We start from the raw sequence: 24625 nt of genomic DNA, 5'->3' as shown, positions 1-24625 counted from the left end.
AGGAAAGGATACACTGCGCTCGGGACCGTATGAGGCATGGATGCCGATTACGAGCTTACAGGGATGTATTCACAGCGCGTCTTGAGCGCAGCGTATTCTTTCCTTCTGACCCAGTAGTAAGTGCATTATTGACTGCTTTGTGTTCTCCTTTTTTCGCATGTCCTTTAAGCAACCTATTTTATTTGGCTCTTTATTGTCTGTAATCGCGTATATATTTGTGATTCTGTATTTTGACTCCTTATCTGTAAGTAGGCAGAAGAATGTTCCAGAAAATGACATATATTGTTAATAGTCTTGCCCTCTCAATTTTTTTCAGCACGAGTTTGGTGAACGCCGAGCAGGGTAAGGGGCAATATCTGGGCGCATTTAATGATCCTGTGCGCTACTGCCGTGCGGTAAAAAATGCGGACCGACCGCAAGAGCCCTATATCGGCCCGGCAAAACCGCAGATGGTTTTATCGGGTATTCGCAAGGCGGCGGGTATCGCCGAGGATGCTCCAGAGGACTGGGTTGCCGGGGGTACCTTCTGGCGGTGTATGGATGGGGCGGTTTACGCCTGTTTTGTGGGGGCCAACTTGCCCTGTACGGAGAAGGCGGATATTTCACGAGAGCCCAGTGAGGCGATGACGACTTATTGTGAGAGTAACCCCAGAGCGGATGCTATTCCCGCTGCGGTTACCGGGCGGGCAACAGTGTTTGAGTGGCGCTGTAAAAATACGGAGCCTGAGGTGGTTCGACAGATTTTGCACGAGGATGCGCGGGGTTATCTTGCCGAGTATTGGTATCGGCTGGATGGGGCTGAATAAATTTTATCTAACGGGTGGACACCAAGAAAACCTTTGCTCGTTATACGCTGTGATTGCATCTCTGTACGCCTGTAACCGGTATTCATGTCTTTTAAGGGCAAGAGAGTGGGGCTGTTTAGAATATGGAGAGGGTATGAACCCTCTCCTAAATTAAAGAAAGGCGCCCTTACCAGGTCAAGCTGATATCGGTTCCATCAAACTTCACATCTGAGTCGTACACGTATTTCAGTGTGCCTTTCCAGAAGGAGCCGTGCCATTCCCAGTCGGCATCGTAGCTGACCTCATTGAGCACCTTTTGACTAAAGGCTTCAAAGCTGCCATAGCGCTCCTCGCTACCCATAATCACTACCCAGGTTTGCTCGTTCCAGTCGCAGGTGACGGTGTTGGAATCGCCGTTGCCGCAGGGATAGCGCACGGCGACATAGCCGTCGTCTTCCTTGCCGAATTTCCAGTTGCCACTGCGTTTCTCCTCTTCAAACCCTTCCGGCCATTGCAGGGCTATGTTGGAGCTGCCGGAGTGGAACAGTTCAATTTCCGGGTAGGGGTTGTATTGGATTACCGCAACATTGTTGACTTGCTTGATCTTGGGAAAGTGATCGTTTTGCATGGTGCTGTTGCCACCAGCATCACCAACTTTGGCCCAGACAGATAGGGTGCCGGTGGTGGCGATCCAGGGGGTTTGTTGATAGCCCTGGCGACCGGGCCAGTAGTCTTGGATGGAGTGCATCATCACACCGCCATCCTTGTACAGGGAAAAATTAGCACTCGAGAGCACTGAGCTGCGGCTAAACACAGCCCCTGCTTTGGCGGCGGCGGGGGCAGCAGCTTCCGAGAGCCCAAGGAACTGATCGAAGGCTTTTAGGCCTTCATAGCCTTCTAGCTGGTATTTACTGGCGAACCAGGCGGTATCCGCAGCCACATCGGGATGAAAGTAGGCGCCTTGGCTCCAGTAAAAGGGCACGCGCTCTTCGCGGGGGAAGTCTGCATAAATATCGTTTTTGGCATCGCCGAGAGAGTGGCCTACCGAGTAATTCATATTCAGGTCTTTACCGAAATACTTGAAGATGTCATCGGTAATTTCCAAGCCAGAGGTGGCCAGCATTACACCTGCGGGACTCGGTGTTCTCACTGATTCCTTACCGATACCCGTTAGCAGGTAGATGATGCGGTTGATGTTGCCACCGGAACCGTTCCTGCGGTAGCCATCATTACTGCGGCCTGCGGCTGAGAAAAGGATGCCCTGGTCGTTGGTGACCAGCAGTATGTCCTGCAGCAAGCGTTGCGCAGCGCCCGTGGCCAGCTCGCGAATTTCTGCATCTTCAGAAAAATCGACAAGGTTAAGTAGCGCAGATAGGGTGTAGGGGTAATAGACCGGGGAGTAAAACTCATAGAAACCATACTGGTTTTTTACTTCCAGGTAGCGCTTTAAGCGCTTGTAGGTTCTGTCGTCTTCAAAAGCGCCGTACTTTTCCTGTAGAAGATATTGGGCAGAAGTGTACATGATCATATGGTTTTCAGAGGCGAAGACGTGATCCCCAGTGCCGCCTTCCTTAAACCAGAAGTGGTATCCGTCCAGGGCAGCAAAGAGTTCATCTTTAATTTCTGGGCGGAAAAACAGGATACGGATGAGCCTGGTAAGGGTGAAGTCTGAATTCTTCTTGCCGCCATTACGCAGGACATCCAAATTCTTATTCAGCGCCTCCCAATTGAGCTCATCGCCGGTGTATGCCTGTAAGACGACAGCGGTATCATTAGTGGAAGAGACGCCCTCTTCAATATATTGCAGTTGCCTATCTTGATAGGCGCCCTCATCAAAAGACTGCGCGTTGACACTGGCTGAATGTATCGCCAATCCTAAAAAAATCGGGTACAGCATTCCTACTACTGGTACTTTCATCAGTACTTATTCCTATATTAATTTTTATTTCTGGTGTTAAACACCATAAATGTACCACTTGTGTATTACAGGAATTGATTGGATTAAACGATAGGTATTTTCTCTCGCTGAAGGTTGCCGATTCGATCAGTTGGCTCCCTTGGTTCTCACTTTTAAAATATATTGTTGCTCAGGTTTCTTTTAAGTCTGATTGTTTATTTTTTACGTCTTAATAATGAATTTTATTGTTTGTTAATTGGTACGGTATGGTATTAAAAATAAGTTCGCTATTTACTTAGGGAGTAGATGGCCTATTACAGGTTGGTGGGTTTTGTAGTCTTTTGAGGGCTGTACAGAAGGGCACGAATAAAGGGGCGTTGAACGGTTGCTACTTTAAAATCAGCGTTTAAGGTTTAGAGGTGTTAGCTTCCAAAAATTACGGAGCAAAAAATGAAAAAATTACTAATTTTCTTTGCGGCTGGCTGTTTGGGTGCCGTGGCAAATAGCCTTGTGGTCTGGCTGTTTGGGGATTTTGGAATAACCCCATCTCTGGGGGTCTCTATCACCCCTACTTTATCTGCTGAATGGCTATATCCCAGAGTGGTATGGGGTGGCATTTGGGGTCTGTTTTTTATTCTGCCTTTCTTACCATCAAAGCTGTTGTTAAAAGGAAGCATCCTGAGCCTACTCCCCACGGCGTTCCAGCTTTTTGTTGTTTTTCCTGTGATGGCCGGTAAAGGTATGGCAGGGTTTGAGCTGGGGGCGTTGACCCCAATTTTTGTAGTATTTTTTAATTGGATCTGGGGGGTAGTTACTGCACTCACCATAAAGTGGGCTGAGTAACTCCACTTGGTTCATTTATTGATCGTTTTACATTAACAGGATTCTTTTGGCGGCTTTCAAGCCCCGGCTGGTCGTTGTTGAAGGCCCTTCCAGCCAGTGATTGATAATGCTGTGGGCCAGTTCTCGTCTCTGCGGACCGCTGCGACCTTCGGTTAATTCACCCAGAACCCAGTGATTGTGTGCGATCCAGGTATCCCGAGCGATAGGGCGAATGAGAGGATCTGCTTCGCAGAATAGCGGCAGTGCCGCGGTGAGATTGCTGGGCTTTTGTAAGATTTCCCTGCTAATAGATGGTTGTCCATTGGCTTTCCACCAGTCTCGGGCGGCTTCGGGGTCGTGTCCAAAACGTTGCTTGAAAGATTGGGTAAATGGGCTGAGGAAGGGCCAGTTACCCCCTTTTACTATTCGCTCAACGATTTCTCTGGTGCTTGCTCGGTCACCAAAATTCTCTGGATCGTAGAGCACGCGATCTTTGGCAGCGGCATGAATTGGGCTGGTGGCATCGGCAGTAATCTGGGTATCTGCCGGCAGGGCAGCTGCGGCAATGGGCAGCAGTGATGGAGCGCCGAGACCCAGGCAGTGGAACCTCGCCAAAGGTCGATTGCCATCCCGGTAGCCATCTGCGATGCCTTTTAATACTTGCGCCAAGCGCATATAGCGTCGGGGAACCGGTCGGGCCAGTTTGAATGAGGCTCGACCGAGTACATAGAAATCGGTTGCATTCAAATCTCCACAAATGCCGGCCAAGCCAATGGCTGCAGAATCCGCCCCGGCCTCTGCCGCTAGTCGGCCAGCATCTCGGGCGGTGTTGTAGTCCATGGCGCTTAGCACCGCATAAACATTTAACTCCTGGCAGAGAGGGTGTTCAGCAACCTTCTCCCATAGCCTCAGGCTCTGGCGATTGCGCGCGGCGATACGCTCCGGCCGCCAGCCGGTAATTTCACGCTCCAGATCTAGAGCCACCAGGCAAGTTGTGGCGAAATCTTCCTGAGCGATCAGGTGAGTGGGGTGCATTAACAGCTGGCGTTGCAGCAATGTTTCCGTATCGATGGTATTGGAGTGCCCACTACAAATGGCTAGCACTCTCTCTGCCAGTGTATCCGCCAGGTTGCGTAAATCTTTTGGGACTTGACGGCCGCGGGGTAGCTGTCCTAGCTGACGGCGCAGGGCTTTTACCCTCTGAGTGACTTGGCGGGCTTCTTGGGAGAATTGAGAAATAACGGCGTCGATCAGTTGCTTGGTTCCGTTATCGGCAAAGAGAGGTAGCTCTCTGCGGCGAACCTCTGTCGCCATTTGTAGATTGGGGGTGGTAATTCGGTGGGCAGATAGGAGGTAGCCTGCGGCGTTAACCCTGTGATCGGCAAAGGCCTCTAGAGTTTGTCGGCGCAGGTTGGCGATAAACCGCATGCTAGTCATTTGCCAGCCGATGCCCCTTAAATAAGCGCGTGAGAGCAGGCTTTGTATTCATCGAGTAGTGCGTGGGCCACTTCCAGTTCGATTTCGAGCTCCAGGGCTATCTGTTCGAACAGGTTCCAGGCCTCAAGGACATCTGGATGGGTTTCTATACATTCTGCTACCGCGTGGTCCATAGGCTCTATGGGAAAGTCGAATTCATCTTTTTGATGCAAGTTGGGCAGATTGGGTATCGCCGTTTCCAGGCACTCTGCGCGCACGGCTTCTTTGGCGGCGTGCCATTCCGCTTTTGCCAGCTGTGCCATTGCCAGCAATACCTCTAGTTCTGCAATCTGGTCGTGGACTCTGTCCAGCTCTGTCATGCATCCATCATCTGGTGGCATAGTCGCACTCCTACTGACGAATAAGGGGCGTAAAGAGCAATTCACCGGCACCCAGGGTGGCTTCGGTGTCCTCTTCGGCTTTGTGGGCACCGAGAGACCAGTAGAGGTTGGAATTACTGCGCCAGGGGTGGAACCAGCGGCTGGCGAGCCTCAAGAAACTGACCTCAAAACTGGATTCAGCGATCTCGGCCAGGGCCAGAGTGTCGACTTCAACGGCGGCTTTGCCATCAAACAGGCTTGAGTGTTGCCGGTAGGTGCCACTGAGCCTGCAAAAAGCTCCCTGACAGACGCCGGCATGGGGTAGGTGGGCAAAGCGCACCACGGCATTTGCTAAGGCCTTACTAGATGGGTCCCTCAATACTAGATGGCTGAGCAGCATGCCGCCTTCCTGAGCAGGTGAACTGACCTCTTCTACAAAGCCTCTGATTTCAACAAACTCACCCTCCGAGCTGTTCTTAAGCTTTGATAGCTCTACATTTTTGCCATTAGGTAGGGGAGTAGAGAAAGCCATAGAGGGAATATTTTTCAGGAGGGCTTTTATATCTTTATCGGTATTAAAATCTTCGCAACCGATGGCAAGCCGATAACAGGCGGCATGGCTTGCGATGGCGGTTCGGGTGAGAAAGTGCGCATCAACTGCGAGATCTCCAAGCTTTTCCGCCAAGCCACCACTGCCGCGTTGCAATAATTCTTCGATGGCATTGTGTATGACAGCTTGGGCTCCCACAAATTGGGGGAGCTGTCTTTCAATATCGCCGGCAAATATCAGGCATGCCTGGGTAATTCTTTTGGGTTCATTTAAAAGCAGGGCGCTATAAATACGTTTTTGTCCCATTGTGAGCTGATTGGCAAAGTTCTCTGTAATTGCCTTAATCGTGGAAATGCTCTGCTTGGAAAATTCGGTACCGGAGATGTCTGTATTAAGGGCAATATTGAATTGAGCCTGTGCCAGGGCCTGCATTCCTCGGCACAGACACATAATGACGGCATCCGCTGTGCTGTTTACCCTGATGGCCATTGAGGCCTCGTTTTCAGGAAGGAAAGGCTTCAACAGGTCGATGTTTTTTGTCTCGCCATTGGCTAAGCCAACCATTGATTCCTGTGGGTTTAGCCTTTCTTCCAGCCCGGTGATTTTTTTGTGCAAACGTGTGAGCGTTTGTTCAGAGAGTTTATTCCCGGTCAGTTCTTCCGCCTTTGCGAGTAGTTTGTTCAAGCGTTCAGCGGGGTTTTTGTTGCGAAGCCTGTCCTTAAGATTTTTAGCCCACTGATCCCGGTCATCACTAATAGCAATACTTCGAAGCACAAAAAGGAACTCTGAACCCATACGGTGATGTAGCTTGTTAATATGGGCTGAACTTTCCAGTTGGCTCTGGAGGTTGCGATACTCTGCATAGCCCAATCCCATACACAAGCGCGCCTGCCCCTCCAGTTGTCTCCAAGAGCGAGACAGGATCGGCTTTTGTAGCGCTAAGGTCTCACGATAGAGTCGCAATAACTCAAGCGGCTGTGTGGAATAGGCCGGCAGCCAGTCAAACCGGGCGCGCTTTAAAGAGTCAGTCAGTGTGTTGTGACGATCATTGGCCATTGGCATCTTTGCCTCCTGGATGCGGGAGTAGGCTCAATATTCACTATTGGCGGTAGTGCAATCCTTTCTATATGGCACGGTAGTAATGATAGTAAATTGCCACAAGGTCGTATGTTTATAGGGATATTTGGTTAATTGGTTGTGTGGGCACAGGTTTTTATTCCGCCAATATAAAACCCTGGATATATGGGACTAGATATATGGGCACCGTATCCGGCCCAAGATTAAAGCCAGTATTAAGGCTGTTGGTAAAATAAAGGCTTATCTGTATGTTAAAGCGACAATGTCCTTTATAATCCAGCCTGATTTTTTAACAGTGATGCATCAATAAAAATGAATGAAAATTATAAAAGCCCAAAAAGTGATCTGGAGGTCAGTCCGAGTCACGCACTGATCAGCCGCTTGTTAAAAGAGCAAAGCCTGTTGCTTTCACTATTTGCCGTTCTGCTGGGAGCCCTAGGGACCTTGATCGCGCTATCTTTTGCGCGAGGGATTATTCCCTTGTACGTTTACGTTATTCCTGGTTTTGTTGCAGGGATTTTAGTGAAATTTATGGGAAGGCCGGTGACAGTGAAGTATCGTCTTATTCCTGGGTTGTTCTGCGGGCTGATTGTTTCTCTCTGGGTCAGTTTGGGTGGTATTTCTATATATACTTTTTTGTTGCCACTGCTGAATGTACTTTGTTGCTTAGCCGTTTCACGTCGACGTCTCAGTTACGATGAGGAAAGAGCCTTATATAAATTTAGGAACGGTTTAATCAAGTTTTAAACTTCTGACGATTTATGAAATACAGCCAGAATTACAATAGCTCTTGGCTCCTGCTTTTGTTGGTGTGAAGAAAATTTTGATTAGATTAGCTTAATCCTGTGAATAGTCATGATTATATCGGATCGAATAAGGGGTGAAACTCTTAAAGCTTTCTTTAGGCGAATCTATTCCTTATTGTCGAGTTGGTTGATTATTTTAAAGTTGACTTGCTTGGCGTCGTGCTCTTTATTCGCGATATGAATATAAAGAATTTTATATTTTCGATTCATTATAAGTGGTGGCATATTGATGTCCAGAAAACCTTGCTATATTGGGTGGCGCCTAAGTCAAGGTTTTTTTCTTGGAGGTCTCAGGTTTCATCTTAAATAATCATTAAGAGAGAAATAAATATGTCACAGGTAAGTGATGACGTAGATTTGGTGGCGGAAAAAGGTTCTAATCCAGTGGTGGTGAAACTTTCACTGGCTAAAGCTTTTAATCGTAGTGCTCAGTCCATACGCGATACCCAGAATACTTATAAGCAAAATGTTGTTGCGATAAACACTCTGGTGACCAGCGTTTTGTCCTCAAGCTTGCCTACCTTAAATCAAAATCCGCCGGATTGGAGCGACTTTGTCGCGGCCTATACTCAGGCCAATTCAGATGCACTTGATTGGGTGAATAATGTACTGGCCAGGCTCTTGGATGTACCCGGTGAAGTACAGAGCTACAACGGGATTATCAGTGAGCTATTGCAGGATGCCTTAACCCAGGCGAATACACTCGAGAGCGACCCCAGCAATACAACGGCTCTTAATATCCTGAAGAATGATCTGAACTCGATAACGTCTCAATTGGGTCTGGTTTCGACCTTTATTAGCGGAGCAATTCAGGCTATTCAGGGGTTCCAAGATAAACTGCCCGATATGGCGTCGCAATTGCAGTCCATTGCCGATAAGTCTGTTCAGGATGCACAGGCTGATGAGCAAAAAATTGCTGATTTAAAAAACGACATCAAAAATCTACAGGCAGATATCAAATCACTAACCGCTAGCATAGTAGCGCTTGGTATCGCAGATGCTACAGCCATCTCTTTGGGAACCGTAGCCTCTATTGTGGCCTTCCCAGAAGGTCTACTGACCTGGTTTGTTATGGGGCCAGTCGCTGCAGTGGCAACCACCTTTATTGCTTTAGATGCCGCTAAAATTGTTGCAGACCAAAAGAGTATCCAGGATAAGCAAGCAGAAATGGATCTGGTTACTGCGGATGTCTCTACTCTTCAGATGTTGTCGCAAAGCTTTGGGCAGCTAGCAGACGAGACTCAGCAAGTTGAAGAAAATCTGCAGGCTGTATTGCAAGAGTGGCAAACCCTTGAAAATGATGTGGCAGCGGCTGTTAGTGATATTCAGACAGCCATTGCAGATGAAGAAGGGGCTAACTACACAGCGGTAATCAATGATCTTAATGATGCGATTACTGAATGGGATGATGCCTACTCCCAGGCGGGAAGCTTGTATCTTGATCTTAATGTGAACGATGCAGATCTAACAATTGGCATGAGTTCAGATCAGGTTCAGTCTGCCTTTGCCACTGGAAAAACGGTTGGTGTGATTCAGTACTACAACAGCCTCTAGAAAATAGACTAACATTTAAACTTCAAAGGCTTATTTCAAAGGAGATAAGCCTTTTTTGATTCTAAAGTTAGTAACCTCCTTGTACTTGATCCGCCCCTTTTCATGTGGGTTGAAGGAACTTATCCTTACTCTTCGTGACGGACTTCAGTAATAATATAAGTCTGCCATTTTTCCCCAGACGAATACCCATCTCATCATCAAGCCTGCACCCTAGCAGCGAACGAGCCAAGGGGGAGTCCATGGGGATCAGTCCTCCTCTTTTATGAAACTCAACGGGCATAACAATTCATTGGCTTACGGTCACACCTTCTTCATTTTCTGATCTGGCTCAGGCATCAGGGCAAATAAAGTGCTTTCTTTTACTGATGTTCGAGGACTTTATAGAAGGTAATTCATAGCTTTGTGTTTACTTTCTGTGGAGTCTTTGCACCCCCTGTACACCAGTACTTACTACTCAACTAATAAAAAAGTTAAAAATAAATGCCTGAAATTGAAAGTGGATATTTGAGATTTTGGGTAAAGTGTGTACATAGCTTTATACGTGATTGATTTAAGTTAAGTCTTTCGTGGTTTGAATGTGATTCCAGTATTAGATTTTCTGAAAATAAGTGATTTGAGATAGGGAGTAAGAGTGACATGGGTGTTAATAGAATTGCCAGGCAGAATAATGGTGTGAAAACCTGGGGATTTTCACAGTCATCGCCTCGTACCTATATTTTCTACTTTAGGTTTGGTGCATTTGGGATTTGTGCGGCATTAGCCGCTCACTGGATAAAGACAAATGCAAAAGATGACGAAAGTCTGCCGGCAAAATTAGGGCTGACACCCAGAATTCATCGGTTGGGTTCATTTTCTGTACGTACTTATCGATCCTTAAATGTTGGTGAGCTGATTAAGGTGGGGAGAGATTTTCATACGTGGACTCATGGAAATGGGCGTCAGTGTATAAATATTGAAAATTGGCTTATAAACCATGGATTGCATAAGGAGATACGTTGGTGTAACAGCTCCATTGATGAGGCGGTTAATAATATGGTTGTTATACGGCCCGGACAGCCGGCCCCGCCGCCTAGAGCCATTCCTCCGATTAACGTAAGCTTGGTGAATGCATTGCGTCGCTTGAAGGATGCTTATGCATATATTTCTTTTTCAGGAGCGCGGGCTGGGCATGCCGTTGCTGCCTGGGTAGCCGATGACAGGGTGAATTCAGATATTGGTGCACTTTTCTTTGATCCTAATTATGGTGAATATCGATTTGCAACGAGGGATGATTTCTTCGACTTTTTTACTGCATATTATCGGCATGCTTATATGTCTGGGTGGATTCAGTTCAGGGATAGTTGGGAGGTTAAAGCTTACACAAATAGGGTTTGGTGAATTATTTTTTTGCGCCCCCGTTGATATTGACGAAGGTCTTCCTAGGGGCGTTACCGACTCCCTTGCTCGTGGTAAAATGGAGGGGTAGGATTGGTCAACAGTAGATTACACTGTCTCTAGACGCGCTCTCAGACTAGAGAGTGATCTGCCGGAATTTTTGCCACTCTGGGCTATCCCTCCCTCCTTATCAAACAGGCACTCATGATATTGAGTGTTCTTTTGTCCTTATTCAAAGCGCGGCGGCTCAAATAGCCAAAAAAAAATGAAATAATGGCCAAATTCTAAAAAGAGTGGATGAAAATCTAAAGCAATCCTCCTTGACGGTGGATAAAATACTGGTGTCTTCAGTGTGAGACTGATAATGGATAGCCCTCAAGCTGGAGAAGTGGAGAGGGAAGGTTGCAAAATATTTCACCCCAATAGTCGATATCGTCGGGGGTATGATCGGTAGAGCCCTGATGAGCCCTGCCTGCTTCTCTCTGACATTTACAGTTGGTGAGTTTATGAGTAACCCGTGAGATTTTCGAATGTCCAGTAAAGGTATGATGACGCGATTCAGTGGTGCCTTATTGGCGATTGGGATTTTATACTGTGGTGTAAATGCGCTAAGCACTAATGCTGAGTATGATCATTCCTATTTTTTGACTCAATTTTTTCAATTCAAAATATATCACTAGTAGCCTACAGGCAGGAAGCTGACGTATGGAACTTATATTTAACAATGCTATATTGCGTGAAAATCTTATAGGCTGCCCAGCTACTCATGCAGAGGCTTTTAAAGTTACTGCAGCATCGCATCGTTGCGTCATCATTGTGCGTGCAACAGGGCCAACCTGTACTCAGTTGCTTGAGCAAGGATATGACACCAAAGGCTTTAGAATTCATGGTAAGTCTTGTGACTGGGGACCTATGGCCGGTTTTGTTTTGCGCGACCCCCGATTAAATAAACACGGTATGGGAAAGGCAGGATATAACCGAGATCAACATCATGAGGCTTTTACCGACACACACTCTGCTGCGGGTTGGACTGCCTCAACAACGCCTCTTCGTTTACATCAAGACAGGGTTGATTGGCTCATCCGCAATGGGAAAATTAATGTTAGAAGAAAAACGGATGATCGCTATGAAGGGGTAGCCAGTCATCCTAGCGGTATTACTTTCCATTACTCACTTATCAAAGTTAACACATGTTTAGGGGATATGTGGGGTGTTTATGTTGATAAGGAAAAGAGTAGGCAGTCAGGATTTATCCAGGAGCGAGGAAATATTGTTGTTCAATATGACACCAAATACAAAGATATGTACGAACCGCTGCTGGCAATGACCAATCCCGTCGAACATCGACAGTTCCGAAATGAACACCCACTTAATGCCATTACGGGAGACTATGATCTATTTGCTATTTGGCCATTTAAGCAGGGTGCCAAAAAATATGATAGGTACAGAGATGACCGTCGTGTTCTTGGTACCGTGCAAGCTTGGTCGCAGCGTCATCATATCGAAACCCATCTAGAAAGAAATTTTACAACCCAAGGGCAGGGTACAAAACTTGGTAATATCACTAACCGTATTTATGAAGTAAGCCAGACAGTCAACTCTTTAATCTCTAATGCCTACACTCCAAGAGCTGGGGGAGGTCATTGGGGGCCATTCCCGAGAAGAAATGTACTCTGGCATAGTGACGAAGCCGCACGCCCATTTGTAAACGATGTCGATTTGCCTCTTATTGCATTTACTCCTGCTCGCCGTGAAGTGGTCATTCAAAGTTTGCAGGGATTTAGAGAGTTTATCGCGATGTGTACAATCAATGGTGTCAAGGTTACTCTGGCTGAGGGGTGGGCAATGAACCCTACCAATAACAAGCCCGACCGCTTAGGGCAGGCTTACGGGGGGCTTGTACCTCGTAACTGGCACTTCGGACAGTGGATCGTCCCCCCATGGTACAATGCTTAGCCAATTATTGATTTGAAATGAGAGTGGCCACGTAACGGGTGGCCACTAGCTTTTACGCTGGACAAATTCACTTTCAATTTTCACCAAAAGTATCAAGAAAATCCTTATCTGTACACTTCGCAGACCATTTGTTATTACGTAGTTCTTCTTGAAAAGGACTCTATTAATCAATGACGCACCGAATGAAAGGCTTGTCGCCGATTCAACAATTTATTCACCTTTCCTATGTTTCTATTTGTTCAGTTATAGATTTTATCAATGGATTTAATCAATATCTGAATTGGATGGTTAATGTGAGCAAAAAATGAATATTGATGCAGTCTGAATAATATTTTTTAACTCAGATGATATAATCATCAACTCTTCCCGTTTTACTCTCTCTATTCCCTCGCTATAGCGCGGGGTAATTGCCAACTTTTGCGGCATGATCTTTGTCGCTTATGGTTTCACTGGCTGATGTTCTGATATTTGTTGGATTGAGTGCTGCTCTGCCAGCGATACGATACGGAATACGATGTGTTTTTCTATCCGGCTTCTCTTGGGATTATTGATATTGCGGATGTATCACACTCTGCGCAACTCCTTGCGGAGATAATATCGTGGACTAGGTTGGGGAAGAGTAGTTGCTAGTGCTAGGGCAGTTCTTTGACAGTATTGATATTACCTGCGATCAACAGCGGGGTTAGGTTAGCGTGCTACACCATGATGGGGCTAGGCTGAAGATTGCCTGCGACTCGGTTAGCGGGGGATGGATAAATTATCTAGATGCAGTATTGAACCTGAAGAAGGTCGAGGCCAAAATATTCGGTTCCACTTCGATCGGTGGTATTGTCTCAAAGTCGACGAAGGCGTCTCTTCTGCATAATAGAGGTGAGTGTTTCTCGCCGCATCGCTAAAGTATAGATCGAGAGAAATCCCCATAAACGGTTTACGCCCGCTATCTGGCTTAAGCCCTTCATTTTACAATTCTGTTAAGTAAGGAGTTTGTAACCAGGTTTAAAATATTTCTGATTAAAATAATAAGTAACTTTAGATATTTGAATAAAAATAAAAGGTATTATTTAGTGAATAGTTCTGCTGATAACCCCCAGATAAAGTCTCAGTGTGATGTAACTTTATGCTCAAACCTTCCATCATCGGGAGAGACAGTTTGGCATTTGATCGAAAGGCAAATGCAACATCACCCCAGTCGCAAGGCAATTGTTGATGGCAATACGACAATTGATTTCAATCAATTACTTACCCGGTCCAATGTCATTGCGGGTGAGCTTGAAGCTCGTGGTGTAATACCAGGCTCTTTGGTCGGAGTGTGCATGAATCGTTCCTGGGAACTTGTCGCTGCCTTAATTGGTGTGATGAGAGCAGGTTGCGCCTATGTGCCTTTAGATCCGGCATATCCGCGGGATCGGGTTCGATATATGCTGGAACATTCGGGTGCGGTGGCAGCCATTGTGGATGGGGATACTTCAGAAAAATTATGCGAGGGAGTGCGTGAGTTGGTACGGATCGATAGAGTGGGTGCCAAGGCAATCCGCTGCGCAGAGCCGTCCGAAAATGATTTGGCTTATGTTATCTACACATCCGGCTCAACCGGGCGGCCAAAAGGTGTTGCTGTCGAACATAAAAATATTGTCGCTATGTGCCAGTCGATGGACGAATTGTTAAATGAGGAGGAGCTCAAGGGTGTTTTTGCTGGAGCTTCAGTTTGTTTTGACACTTCGGTTATGGAAATTTTTGGCACCCTGTCACTTGGGGGCACGGTAATACTGGGCAAGAATATTCTTGAGCTGACAAAGCTATCTTTAGCAAATCAAGTGAGAACCTGCGTAACCGTGCCCTCGGCAATGCAGACATTGCTGGCAACAGAAAAATTACCTGAGGGGCTGCGTTGTCTCGTTTTTGGTGGCGAGGCGCTGAAGCGATCACTGGTTGAGCAAGTACAGGCTATGGCTCCCGGATTAAAGGTCTTCAATGCTTATGGACCCACAGAAGATACGGTGTATTCCACAATTGCTAAAGTGTCACCTGGCTCAAAAATAGTCACAATCGGAAAGTCCGTACCTAATTCCCGCGCTTATATTTTGGATGACAAAATGCAGCCGGTTTCTCCTGGCGTCGCGGGAGAGTTGTATCTGGCAGGGAGTAAGCTTGCACGGGGGTACTTATACGATGAGGAAAAAACAAAAGAACGTTTTATTGAGCTGGAACCTACCGATTTAATCCCTGATTCACGCTTATATAAAACCGGGGATTTGTGCCAGTGGGCAGAGAACGGAGAAATCGAATTTCTTGGTCGGGTCGATCAGCAGGTGAAGGTGAGAGGATACCGGATAGAGCTTGAAGAGATCGAGTCGACACTCGAATCTATGCCAGGTATTGATGCAGCGGCAGCTGCGGCAGTAGAGGGCGGTATCGGTCAGAAAATGCTCGCCGTCTTTGTTGTGAGCCGGGATGAAAGAGCAACAGACACTTCAATTAAAGAGTTTTTGGCAGAGCGGCTGCCAAAATATATGGTTCCTCAAATCGTAAGGCATCTTGAGGAATTACCACTTTTACCGAATGACAAGCTCGACCGAAAGCAGCTCATAGAGTTGGAAAAGAGCAGCCACCGGGAACAAGGCCTCGATAATAGCAGTGATTCCACTAGTAACCTGATGCAGCGTTTGATGGGTTCAAGGCATGAGCAGGAAGCTACGGTACTGTCGATTATTCAGGGGGAAGTAGCCGCTCTACTTAATATCGGCGATGCCGAACAGGTATCGTCAGAACACTCGTTCACGGGGCTGGGCCTCGATTCACTAACAACATTGGAGTTTGCGCGTCGCTTGACGAACAATGTTGGGCTTACATTACCTCCACAGGCAGTTAACGAGTACGCCACTCCTGAAGCTCTGGCGAGTCATATTATTGACTTGATGAGTAGTGGTATTGGCAGGGGACATAGAAAAAAAGCGCACTCCGTAGCAACAGATTCTCTCGCCGACTTCCAATCACATATTCAGTCCAGCCACCCAACATTCCAGGCCGCAAAAGCGCCTTCCTGGTCTGCGAGGGATAAGAGTAAGCTGGTACAGGAGGTGATGCACATGGTTAACGACCAGCGCAGAAACCCTTACAGCAAAGTGTTGCGTACCGGCAGTGCGACTCGGGGTACGGTTAGCGATGTGTATAACGATGAAGAGCAGGAAGCCATTATCTGGACGACCAATTTATATCTTGGCCTGAATCGGGATCAGCAGGTGATTGAGGAATCCATTGCTGCTGCGAAGCATTTTGGTACTGGCATGGGAACCTCAGCCGCTGCGTCAGGTTTAACGGATCTTCACCTGGCGTTCGAAACGGAATTTGCTGAATTGGTAGGAAAGCCCAGTGCCTGCCTTTTCCCGACTGGGTATACCGCAAATGTCGGAGCGGTTGCCGGGCTTCTTGGCAAAGATGATGTGGTAGTTATCGACCAGCTATGCCACGCATCGATCGTTGACGGTGCCCGCCTTTGCGGGGCAACGATCAGAACATTCCAACACAATAATGACGCAGACCTGGAAGCGGTACTCGAATCGGAAGTGTCTCCTTACCGTACTGTTCTTGTGGTTCTCGAAGGCGTTTACAGCATGGGGGAGGGCGCCGCACCGGTTGCTGAAATTGTGCGTACGGCCAAGAAATATAATGCACTCGTTTTGGTAGATGAGGCTCATTCGTTCGGATTCTATGGCGAAGGAGGCGCTGGCATTTGTGCCGCTCAGGGGATTACGGATCAGGTCGATTTCATTATGACAACCCTGAGTAAGGCGCTTGGGAGCCTTGGAGGTGTTGTGGCGGCGAAGCAGGAATATATCGATCTGTTGCGATCATCATCCAGAGCCTACATTTTCCAGGCTTCGGTCAGCCCTGCCGATATTGCTGCAGCACTCACCGCACTACGCCGCTTGAGATCTGACGACCAATTGAGAGAGCGGCTTTGGGATACCACCCGCTACATGCGCCAGAAGTTTGAAGAGGCGGGCTATGATTTGGGCACGGGAGATGGACCCATTGTCACGCCGCATTTTGGCGACAAAGATAAACTGTTTGCTATTGTGCAGGAACTATACAAGCGCGGTGTTCAAACATCGGCAGTGACTTATCCCATTGTAGAGCCAGGGCGTGGCCGCCTCAGGCTGATCTGCTCGGCGGCTCATACGAAAGAGGATGTCGATAAGACCGTTCAAGCGCTTATCGAGGCAGAGCGGGAAGTAGATGCTCTGTTGGTGCAGACGGAAAAAGAACCTATGGACTTACGCTGGGCGCAGTCTGTAGTGGAAGACTGGGCAGCGATTTTCTCAGCCTATCTTAAACAATTCATGGTGAGTCATTCTGGCCCAACTCCAAATCTGACCTTGGCCGTACATGTCTCTGAGCCATCGGAGCCAGTCAGAATTTTATGTTACGACGGACATGCCACACTGAGTGATCACAATATCTCTGGCTTGCCTTCCTGTTCACTGGTGCTTAAAGATAAGGAGGCAGTTTCTGCACTGCACTCTTCGAATGTCCAGGGGTTACTCCGTAGTATTTCCACTGGAAGCTGTGTATTAAATGGCCAAGTAGAACCTTTTATTTGGTTTATCGCACGCATGGTTGATCTACGGCAGGGTTCAACGCACTCTGCAGACTTTGAACTATGTCAAGAGGAGTCTATTTGCTAGTTGAGTTGTAGAAGTAACCTACCTAATTGGTCCTTCATTAAATTATGAGGGGCCATTATGGAAAGTAGGTTACTGGTTTTCCATCACCCTTCAGTAGGAATCCTGATGTGGTCTGTGCTAGACCTAAAGGTTGGTTAAATATTAATCTCTTCGGTTAATACCATGTTAACGAGGCAGGTGCTAAACTTCCGTCCCAGATGGGCTCAACTCTAATGGGTTGATAGCTGAAATTATGCCTCGTCCTTCAATATACATTGCATAACATCTATGTTTCTGTCTATTTGCAGGTAATCCAGATAATGAGAAAATTATAGGTATTTTTCCTGCCCGATGAACTGCGATAGTCATTTTTGGTTAGTGTAATTAGAGTTGTAAACGAGTCTGATTGATTTTTCTCAAGATCTTCTTCATTCATTTGGTTAAGAGCATTACTGTATTTAAGGGTAAGTATTTCGGTTATGAGTATTACAATCCAAATGCTTGGAGAACTGACTGTTTATCGTGATGGAGAGCGAGTTAGTCTTCCCCGATCTAAAAGGACACGTGCACTTCTTGCGTTCTTGGTTTTGGCCGCCCGGCCGCATCGTCGTGATCGTTTGTGTGAAATATTTTGGGAGTTACCTGATGACCCTAGAGCATCCCTCAGGTGGTCATTAAGTAAAATTCGCCCCATTGTCAATCACTCCGAGACAGAACGATTGATTGCGGATCGAGAGAGGGTGAGCCTAAAGACAGATGACATTGAAATTGATATTAAGTCAATTATGTCTAGGCTCGAAGAATCTGAGTTATCAGCAGATGACCTCAAGACTATCAATTCTGACCTGCAGGAGCCGTTTCTTGAAGGGATAGATTTGCCTGATCAAGAGTTATTCCAGCAGTGGTTGCTTGCTGAGCGGGAGGAGGTAGGGCTTTTGCGTGGCAAAATACTATCCCGCCTCTCAGCTCACCCAGATATCTCACCTCCTGACCAATTGAGGTGGGCGCGCTGCTGGGAAAGTCTTGAGCCTTACAACCCCCTCGCGGCGACTCAGCTACTGGAAAAGATGGATAGGCTGGGGCTTACACGGGAAATGGCGAGTACTAGACCACAATTGGTGGAAAGGTTTAGAAAGGCTGGAATTGCTTGGTCACCGTATAAGCCAGCGGAGGTAGAGACCTGCAATGTTCACACCAATGAACAACTTCTCGAAAGAAAACTTCTTAGCGAACAGAAAATTGAATTTTGTACTGCCTCGGATGGCGCCCGCATCGCGTACGCAACGATTGGTGATGGCCCACCAATCGTAAAGGCCGCTAATTGGTTGAGTCACTTGGAGTATGATTGGGACTCTCCAATTTGGAGCCCTTTGTTCCGGGAACTATCTATTGACCATCGGTTTATACGCTATGATGAACGTGGAAATGGTCTTTCCGACTGGGATGTTGACAATATCTCTTTTGAATCATTCGTAACCGATCTTGAAACTGTTATTGATGCCTGCGACGTTGATAACTTTACGCTACTTGGTATTTCTCAAGGAGCGGCTGTCTCTATCGAATATGCAGTTAGACACCCGGAAAAGGTAAAGCAACTTATTTTGTTTGGTGGCTACGCAGCGGGCTGGCGGATTGGGGCTACGGAGTCTGTGATAAAAGAGAGAGAAGCGGTAATGACTCTAACTAAAGCCGGCTGGGGGCAAGATAACCCCGCATACCGACAGATATTCTCCTCAACATTTATGCCAAGGGCTAACACTAGTGAGTTGGCTTGGTTCAATGAATTTCAACGCCTAACAACTTCTCCTGAAAATGCAGTTCGCTTTCTTTCTGTGTTTAGCAGCATAGATGTTCGTGATAAACTCAGTAAAGTCACCGTTCCTACATTGGTTATCCATTCTTTGGGAGATCAACGGATTCCGGTAAAAACAGCATGCGATATCGCATCAAGCATTCCAAATGCTAGATTTGTTGGTCTAGATAGTGATGGGCATTTGTTATTGGGGCGTGAACCAGCTTCAAAAGAATTTCTTGAGGAAGTGCGTAAGTTTATCTCGACTACTTGATAAAAGGCTTTTTTATCGGAGCTTTGAGTGCTAGAAATGCTACTGGCTTCTTGATCTCTAGTGAGGCCAAAATCTTATATTGAAACCAAATGTGGCCTGTCTTCAACGGGCCAGGTTTCAAATTAGGTGTGATCAGTGTGAAAGAGTTGTTGTCAGGGGATTTGTGTAAGGGGATTATTAGAGCTAACTATAAACGGTATATTACTATCTTATAATCTGGAAGATGATGAATAGCTGCCTACATATAATATCCAGTGTTCTGGGTATACAGAAGCTTCGCCAAGCCATTTTTCTGACGTCTTTATATTTTGCACGGCTTTAACTAGGGCCTGTCTACACTAATAAATCTGCCTGCAATATGTGAAAAGCTACGAAATAATATAAAAGTCAAATCCAATTTAACAAAGCGATGGAAGTTCTACGGATTCCTTTTAATCGGCGAAATAAGCACTCCGCCTCATTCTGCGTCTTGTACACCTCCCGATCATACACCCACGGCCTCAAGCGGTTAACCTTAGGAGGAACCACCGGAATCATGCCTAGATTCAGCCCCAGTTGCCGTATGTCATTTCCTTCATAAGCTTTATCCATTATGACCTTAGTACCAACTCAATGACAGTTTTCTAGCGCTCTCAGTAGGCCAAGCCCCTCGGGAGTACCACCAATCTGACGAGGTGATGAAGAAAGGGTAAGGGTAGCTGGCAATTACAACGGTGGTTCAAACGATGGTTCAAACGGCAATAGGCTTTAATAACATTATTCTGAGTTGACAGAGGGTATGAAGTTCAGAGCGACAATAGTAAGGCAATGGATAGCCTTATTTTTCAACCTAAGTATATGTATTCCAAGTTAAACCGTAATAAAGGCATTCTGTTTAAAATATATTCTGTTGTTATGTGGTTTATAGGTAAAAAATATAACGCTCATCCTTTGATTAATTTTTATTGAAACACCAACAAACTGGACTTTAATTTTAGGTGGCGTTTACCTATTTGGTGTCATGTGCAGTAGGTGGAGCTATCTTAGAAGTTAGTAATAATAAGCAAAAAGTTTTGGCCGGTTGATTCAGTTACCTATTAATGGATTTTAAAAGTTGTGGGGAAAGCATTAAATGATGTTAAAGATATTGCGAACAACTTCCGGTCTCTCAATATTGGATAGTAATTCTATAAAGGGTAATAAAAGAAATGAATATTCTCTCCTACAAGTGGCAAGATGATATCACCAATGGAGAAGTGGTTATCGAGTGTCAGCATTGTGGAGATCTGTTTGAGTTTAAGATATTCTCAATTCCATGCGGTAAATCTATTGCTCTGACATCTTCACCTTTTGTTAATTTAGTTATGATGGTGTCCGGCACTGCTAATATTACGAATCACCAATCGAATTTTGAATTGAAAATGGGTCAAGTTTGGCTATCAAGTTCGGATGAAGGTTTTCGGTTAGGAAATATCCACAAAGATCAGGATGCAGTTGTAATATGTGTTGGTATTCGTGCAGCAATGCTATCTAGATTCTACGAAAGATACGATAATGCCTTGCTTCATAAAAAACAGGCACCCAATATGATGAAATCAGTTCAACCTAGGGGTGAAGTACCTATTATTTTCCCAAGTTGTAAGTTGACAAAGCTAACGTTAGATTCATTTAGATTGTTTGGTCAGTTGGATAATGATGGATTAAATGCTCTGAAGTTAGAGGAATTATTACTGCTTAAATTGAATAGTGATCATGGGAAGATACTGGCTAATGAATTGCTTAATCAGGTAAACCCAGAGCAGGAAGCTTTTAGGAGGTTTATGGAAGTCAATGTTACTAAAAATTGGTCTTTGGCTGATTACGCTAAGCAGATTGGTATGAGCCTGACTTCATTTAAGAATATGTTTAGTCAGGTTTTTAGGGGGGGCTCTCCAAAATCATGGGTTAACGAAAGGCGCCTCCGATACGCGGATGTTCAATTGCGCACTACAAGTAAACGGTTAGTGGATATTGCGTTGGAGAGTGGTTTTTCTAGTCAGTCGTATTTTACACAATTATATAAGTCAAAATATCGTATTTCACCTTCTCTGGTAAGGAAGGAGTGTGTTTCATGGGTTTAAATGTTTTTTGCGCACTGAATTGCAGTGTAAATAACATCAGTAGTTATTATGCGATTTAAATTATGAAATAGCTTTTGCTATATATTCTTGGATCAGATGGCTTAATTGGTGGGAAGACGCTACAGTTTAAGGGTCGCAGAGCCATCTGGTGACACTGGTTAGGCGAGCCTCCAAGTTGTTGATTGATCGCAGAGTGCCACTACAACACTTCCTCCCGAGGATAAAGGAGTTTGGCAAATTACCTCAAATACCTATTGAGGAGGCGATGCTCTAATGCAACATCAGGCTACGGTAAAGTGATAAATAACCAAATAACCAAATAACCAAATAACCAAATAACCAAAGTCTCTAGAGATTTTTGTCAGATAGCACTACCACTTGTATTGGCAACGTAGCTTTACCACTATCCCTCACTCCTCGTAACGGATTTCAGTAATAAAATAAGTCTGCCACTTTTCTCCCAGACGAATATCTATCTCATCATCAAGCCTGCGCCCTAGCAGTGAACGAGCCACAGGAGAGTCCATGGAAATCAGGCCGGCCTTTACATCAAACTCATCTGGCCCAACGATTCTATAGCTTACGACTACCCCTTCTTCATCTTCCAACGTGACCCAGGCACCGAAGAAGACTTTTTCGCGGTCTTCCGGGATCTGGTCAACTACGGTGATTTCTTCCAAGCGCTTGGTCAAAAACCGCACACGGCTGTCAATTTCCCGCAGGCGTTTCTTGCCGTAGATATAGTCGGCATTTTCTGATCGATCCCCCAGCTTGGCGGCGTCACTGACCGCCTGGGTGACTCTGGGGCGCTCTTCCTCCCAAAGGAACTTTACTTCGGCGCGCATACGACGCGCGCCCTCCGCAGTGATATAGCGGGAGCCGCGCGGGCGCGGCGGTCTCCATCTTCCCATGGTGTTATTGGCTTCCTCTCAAGGTCTGGGATGATTGATTACAGGTTTTCAATGGTAATACCGGGGCCGGTTTCTGCCAGGGGAAAGCCGAAAATACGGCTGTAAAATTCCAGTTCTCCCTCCAGGGCCATTTTAATGCTGTCTCCACTGCGGAAGCCGTGCCCTTCATTGGCAAAGGTGATATAGGCAACCGGGATACTGCGCTCTTTAAGGGCTTTAACCATGGTTTCCGCTTGGTTTGGTGGTACCACCTTGTCTTCCATGCCCTGGAAAAAAATCACCGGGCAGTTCAGCTGCTCTACATGATGAATAGGAGAGCGTTGCTGATAGATCTCCTCAGCAGATGGCCAGGGGCCTACCAGCTTGTCCAGGTAGCGGGATTCAAACTTGTGGGTGTCTTTGGCGAGGCTACTCAATTCACCGATTCCATAATGGCTGGCTCCGGCTTTGAAAGTGTTGTGAAAAGTCAGCGCCGCTAATACGGTATAACCGCCTGCGCTGCCACCTTTGATCAGCAGTCGCTCAGGATCTGCCAGGCCCTGATTGACCAGGTATTCGGCACCGGCACAGACATCTTCCACATCATAGATGCCCCACTTATCGGTAAGGCGATCGCGGTATTTGCGGCCATAACCAGTGCTGCCGGAATAGTTCACATCCAGAATGGCGAAGCCTCGGCTGGTCCAATACTGTACTTTCAAATTGAGGCCGGCGGAGGTGGCTCCTGTAGGACCGCCGTGGCTAAAAACAATAAGCGGGGGTTTTTCTCCCTCAGGTGCCTTGAAGTCTGGGTTCTGCGGTGGATAGTAAAAGCCGTGTACCTCCCGCCCATTGACATCGAAATTGATTGCTTGGGCACGGGAGAAAAGTTCAGCGGGCAATTCACGGTGGTTACTGCTGGCGATAACCTCAAGCGTCTCACTTGCTTGGTTAAAAGAGACGATTGCAGGGAAGCTGTCACTTGCGGCGGCGATCATTATCGCTTTGCCACTTTCACAGCGCAGACTCTCGATATCGCAGTAGGCGTGCTCGATCAGCTGGTGTTCGCCAGTACGGGTATTCAGGATGGCTAGGTACCAAAGACCATTCTCGGTGTAGGTACAGAGAATTTCCTCGGCACTGATAAAGCCATAAGTGGACATGCCAAACACCCACTGCGGGGTGGCAAATTCAGCATCCTTTTTCCACAGAGGCGTATCTTGTCCCAGCTTATATAAATTCCACCAGTTGTTGCGGTCGGAGACATAGTAAAGCTCTCCCTGCGGCGACCACTGGGGCTGGAAGATGGATTCGTTATCTCCGCCAGCCACTTGCGTAATCTCGGTGATTTCTCCCTGTTCATTCAAACTGGCCTGGCACAGCTCGGTGCCGTCCCAGGGGAGGTTGGGGTGATGCCAGCGTAAGAAAGCCAATTGATCCCCGTTGCTGTTCAGGGTGGGGTTTGAGTAGAAGTCTGCTCCCTCAACCAATACCTTGGGCGCTGTAGACAGAGGCGCCTGCAAGTCGATAGAGATAATCCGTGCTCGTGCCTCCGTACCCTGAGCGTGACCACTGTCGTCTTCTTCAATACCAATGAGGCGATTTCTTTTTATATCGAGGTGCAGATCCGCATAGCGGGATTCGTTTACTGGGGTGATGGCTTCGGGCAAGTTACTGCCGATCTCCATACGGTAAATACGCTGATCTTCCGCCAGCACAAAATACAGGGTGTCGCCGTGAACCAGGTAGCTACCACCGCCGTATTCGTGCGCCTTAGAGCGAATACTCAGTGGGGCGGGCGTGAGGTCGCGCCGTCCATTTTGCGGACAATATTGCACCAGAACATTGCGCCCCTTTTCTGAGGGGCGCGACTCTAGCCAGTAGTAACGCCCATCCACCAGGCTGGCTTCCGCAAGGCGCACACTGCCTTCTACTAATAGTTCTGCGTTGATCGCGGACTTCCAGCTGCCATAAGGGGTGGAGATTGTCTTGGGGTTATTACTCATCGGCTGCCAGTTTCCTTAATTAGATTTTTTCGCATTCTGCCGGGCCTGTTTTGACGACACAAGGTGCCTTTTTACAGGAAGAGGCCTATGTTAGTCTCTAGGGAACCAAGCAAGCGCTTGGTGTTGGGGTTTGATACCACCCCACAACAAACCCAAAGTATGGATGCGGCTCTGGGTATCTCGCGCAGGGTTGAAGCGCAGATACTGAGAGCATGGCAATCAGCGGAATTCGGCAAAGCTTAGTGCGCCGAATCTAAAGCGGCCCAAATAAAGATAATTCAGG

At 46.8% G+C, this 24625-nt stretch carries 16 protein-coding genes and 1 pseudogene; 10 read left to right on the top strand and 7 right to left on the bottom strand.

The features are described from left to right. The first annotated feature begins 272 nt into the window (after positions 1–272). A complete protein-coding gene (locus FIU95_RS11425) occupies positions 273–806 on the top strand; it encodes a hypothetical protein (RefSeq protein ID WP_152453892.1) in 534 nt (177 codons plus the stop codon). Positions 807–972: 166 nt separating this feature from the next. Here the strand turns inward: FIU95_RS11425 and FIU95_RS11420 are convergent, their stop codons facing one another. Then, on the bottom strand, positions 973–2703 hold the full coding sequence (locus FIU95_RS11420; RefSeq protein ID WP_152453890.1) for a hypothetical protein: 1731 nt from the start codon (positions 2701–2703) through the stop codon (positions 973–975). Between the two features lie 429 nt (positions 2704–3132). Between FIU95_RS11420 and FIU95_RS11415 the strand changes: the two genes are divergently transcribed. Continuing rightward, positions 3133–3525: a hypothetical protein gene (locus FIU95_RS11415; protein WP_152453889.1), complete on the top strand. Its 393-nt coding sequence runs from the start codon at positions 3133–3135 to the stop codon at positions 3523–3525. 27 nt (positions 3526–3552) lie between these two features. Here the strand turns inward: FIU95_RS11415 and FIU95_RS11410 are convergent, their stop codons facing one another. Genes FIU95_RS11410 through FIU95_RS11400 form a run of 3 tightly spaced genes read right to left on the bottom strand, consistent with a single transcriptional unit; the run spans position 3553 to position 6912 of the window. Continuing rightward, on the bottom strand, positions 3553–4941 hold the full coding sequence (locus FIU95_RS11410) for a hypothetical protein (RefSeq protein ID WP_253868581.1): 1389 nt from the start codon (positions 4939–4941) through the stop codon (positions 3553–3555). Positions 4942–4958: 17 nt separating this feature from the next. Continuing rightward, positions 4959–5321, bottom strand: coding sequence for a hypothetical protein (locus FIU95_RS11405; protein ID WP_152453888.1), 363 nt, complete (start codon positions 5319–5321; stop codon positions 4959–4961). Between the two features lie 10 nt (positions 5322–5331). After that, entirely contained in the window at positions 5332–6912 is a 1581-nt protein-coding gene (locus tag FIU95_RS11400) for a hypothetical protein (RefSeq protein ID WP_152453887.1), read from the bottom strand. Positions 6913–7239: 327 nt separating this feature from the next. Between FIU95_RS11400 and FIU95_RS11395 the strand changes: the two genes are divergently transcribed. The 6 genes from FIU95_RS11395 (at position 7240) to FIU95_RS11370 (ending at position 19347) form a co-directional block, all read left to right on the top strand. Further along, complete coding sequence (locus FIU95_RS11395) at positions 7240–7674, top strand: hypothetical protein (protein ID WP_152453886.1); 435 nt, start codon at positions 7240–7242, stop codon at positions 7672–7674. A gap of 419 nt (positions 7675–8093) precedes the next feature. Beyond that, complete coding sequence (locus tag FIU95_RS11390) at positions 8094–9287, top strand: enterotoxin (HBL) (protein ID WP_253868579.1); 1194 nt, start codon at positions 8094–8096, stop codon at positions 9285–9287. 636 nt (positions 9288–9923) lie between these two features. After that, positions 9924–10664: a YopT-type cysteine protease domain-containing protein gene (locus tag FIU95_RS11385; RefSeq protein WP_152453885.1), complete on the top strand. Its 741-nt coding sequence runs from the start codon at positions 9924–9926 to the stop codon at positions 10662–10664. A 702-nt stretch (positions 10665–11366) separates the two neighbouring features. Further along, positions 11367–12617: an anthrax toxin-like adenylyl cyclase domain-containing protein gene (locus FIU95_RS11380; protein ID WP_152453884.1), complete on the top strand. Its 1251-nt coding sequence runs from the start codon at positions 11367–11369 to the stop codon at positions 12615–12617. A 1172-nt stretch (positions 12618–13789) separates the two neighbouring features. Continuing rightward, positions 13790–17302 (top strand): amino acid adenylation domain-containing protein, encoded by a 3513-nt coding sequence (locus tag FIU95_RS11375; protein ID WP_253868577.1) that lies wholly within the window; start codon positions 13790–13792, stop codon positions 17300–17302. Positions 17303–17760: 458 nt separating this feature from the next. Beyond that, positions 17761–19347, top strand: coding sequence for an alpha/beta hydrolase (locus FIU95_RS11370; protein ID WP_253868575.1), 1587 nt, complete (start codon positions 17761–17763; stop codon positions 19345–19347). 322 nt (positions 19348–19669) lie between these two features. On the opposite strand, the pseudogene FIU95_RS21465 reads toward FIU95_RS11370, so the two are convergent. Next, positions 19670–19953: pseudogene (locus FIU95_RS21465) on the bottom strand (IS5/IS1182 family transposase); the annotation flags it as partial. A 581-nt stretch (positions 19954–20534) separates the two neighbouring features. Between FIU95_RS21465 and FIU95_RS11365 the strand changes: the two are divergent. Beyond that, positions 20535–21446 carry a helix-turn-helix transcriptional regulator gene (locus FIU95_RS11365; RefSeq protein ID WP_152453882.1) on the top strand — a complete coding sequence of 304 codons (912 nt, stop codon included), beginning with the start codon at positions 20535–20537 and terminating at the stop codon, positions 21444–21446. A 410-nt stretch (positions 21447–21856) separates the two neighbouring features. Here FIU95_RS11365 and greB read toward each other — a convergent pair whose 3' ends face one another. Then, positions 21857–22357, bottom strand: a complete 501-nt coding sequence (greB, locus tag FIU95_RS11360) for a transcription elongation factor GreB (RefSeq protein ID WP_152453881.1) — start codon at positions 22355–22357, stop codon at positions 21857–21859. 38 nt (positions 22358–22395) lie between these two features. Beyond that, the gene (locus FIU95_RS11355) at positions 22396–24342 is read right to left on the bottom strand and encodes a S9 family peptidase (RefSeq protein WP_152453880.1); all 1947 of its coding nucleotides are present in this window, start codon (positions 24340–24342) and stop codon (positions 22396–22398) included. Between the two features lie 87 nt (positions 24343–24429). Between FIU95_RS11355 and FIU95_RS21155 the strand changes: the two genes are divergently transcribed. Further along, positions 24430–24585: a hypothetical protein gene (locus tag FIU95_RS21155; protein ID WP_172975383.1), complete on the top strand. Its 156-nt coding sequence runs from the start codon at positions 24430–24432 to the stop codon at positions 24583–24585. The last annotated feature ends 40 nt before the right edge of the window (positions 24586–24625 follow it).

The organism is Microbulbifer sp. THAF38, assembly GCF_009363535.1.
Lineage (GTDB): Bacteria > Pseudomonadota > Gammaproteobacteria > Pseudomonadales > Cellvibrionaceae > Microbulbifer.
Note: the sequence above shows the minus strand (reverse complement) of the source record. Positions and strands in the feature narration are given on the sequence as shown.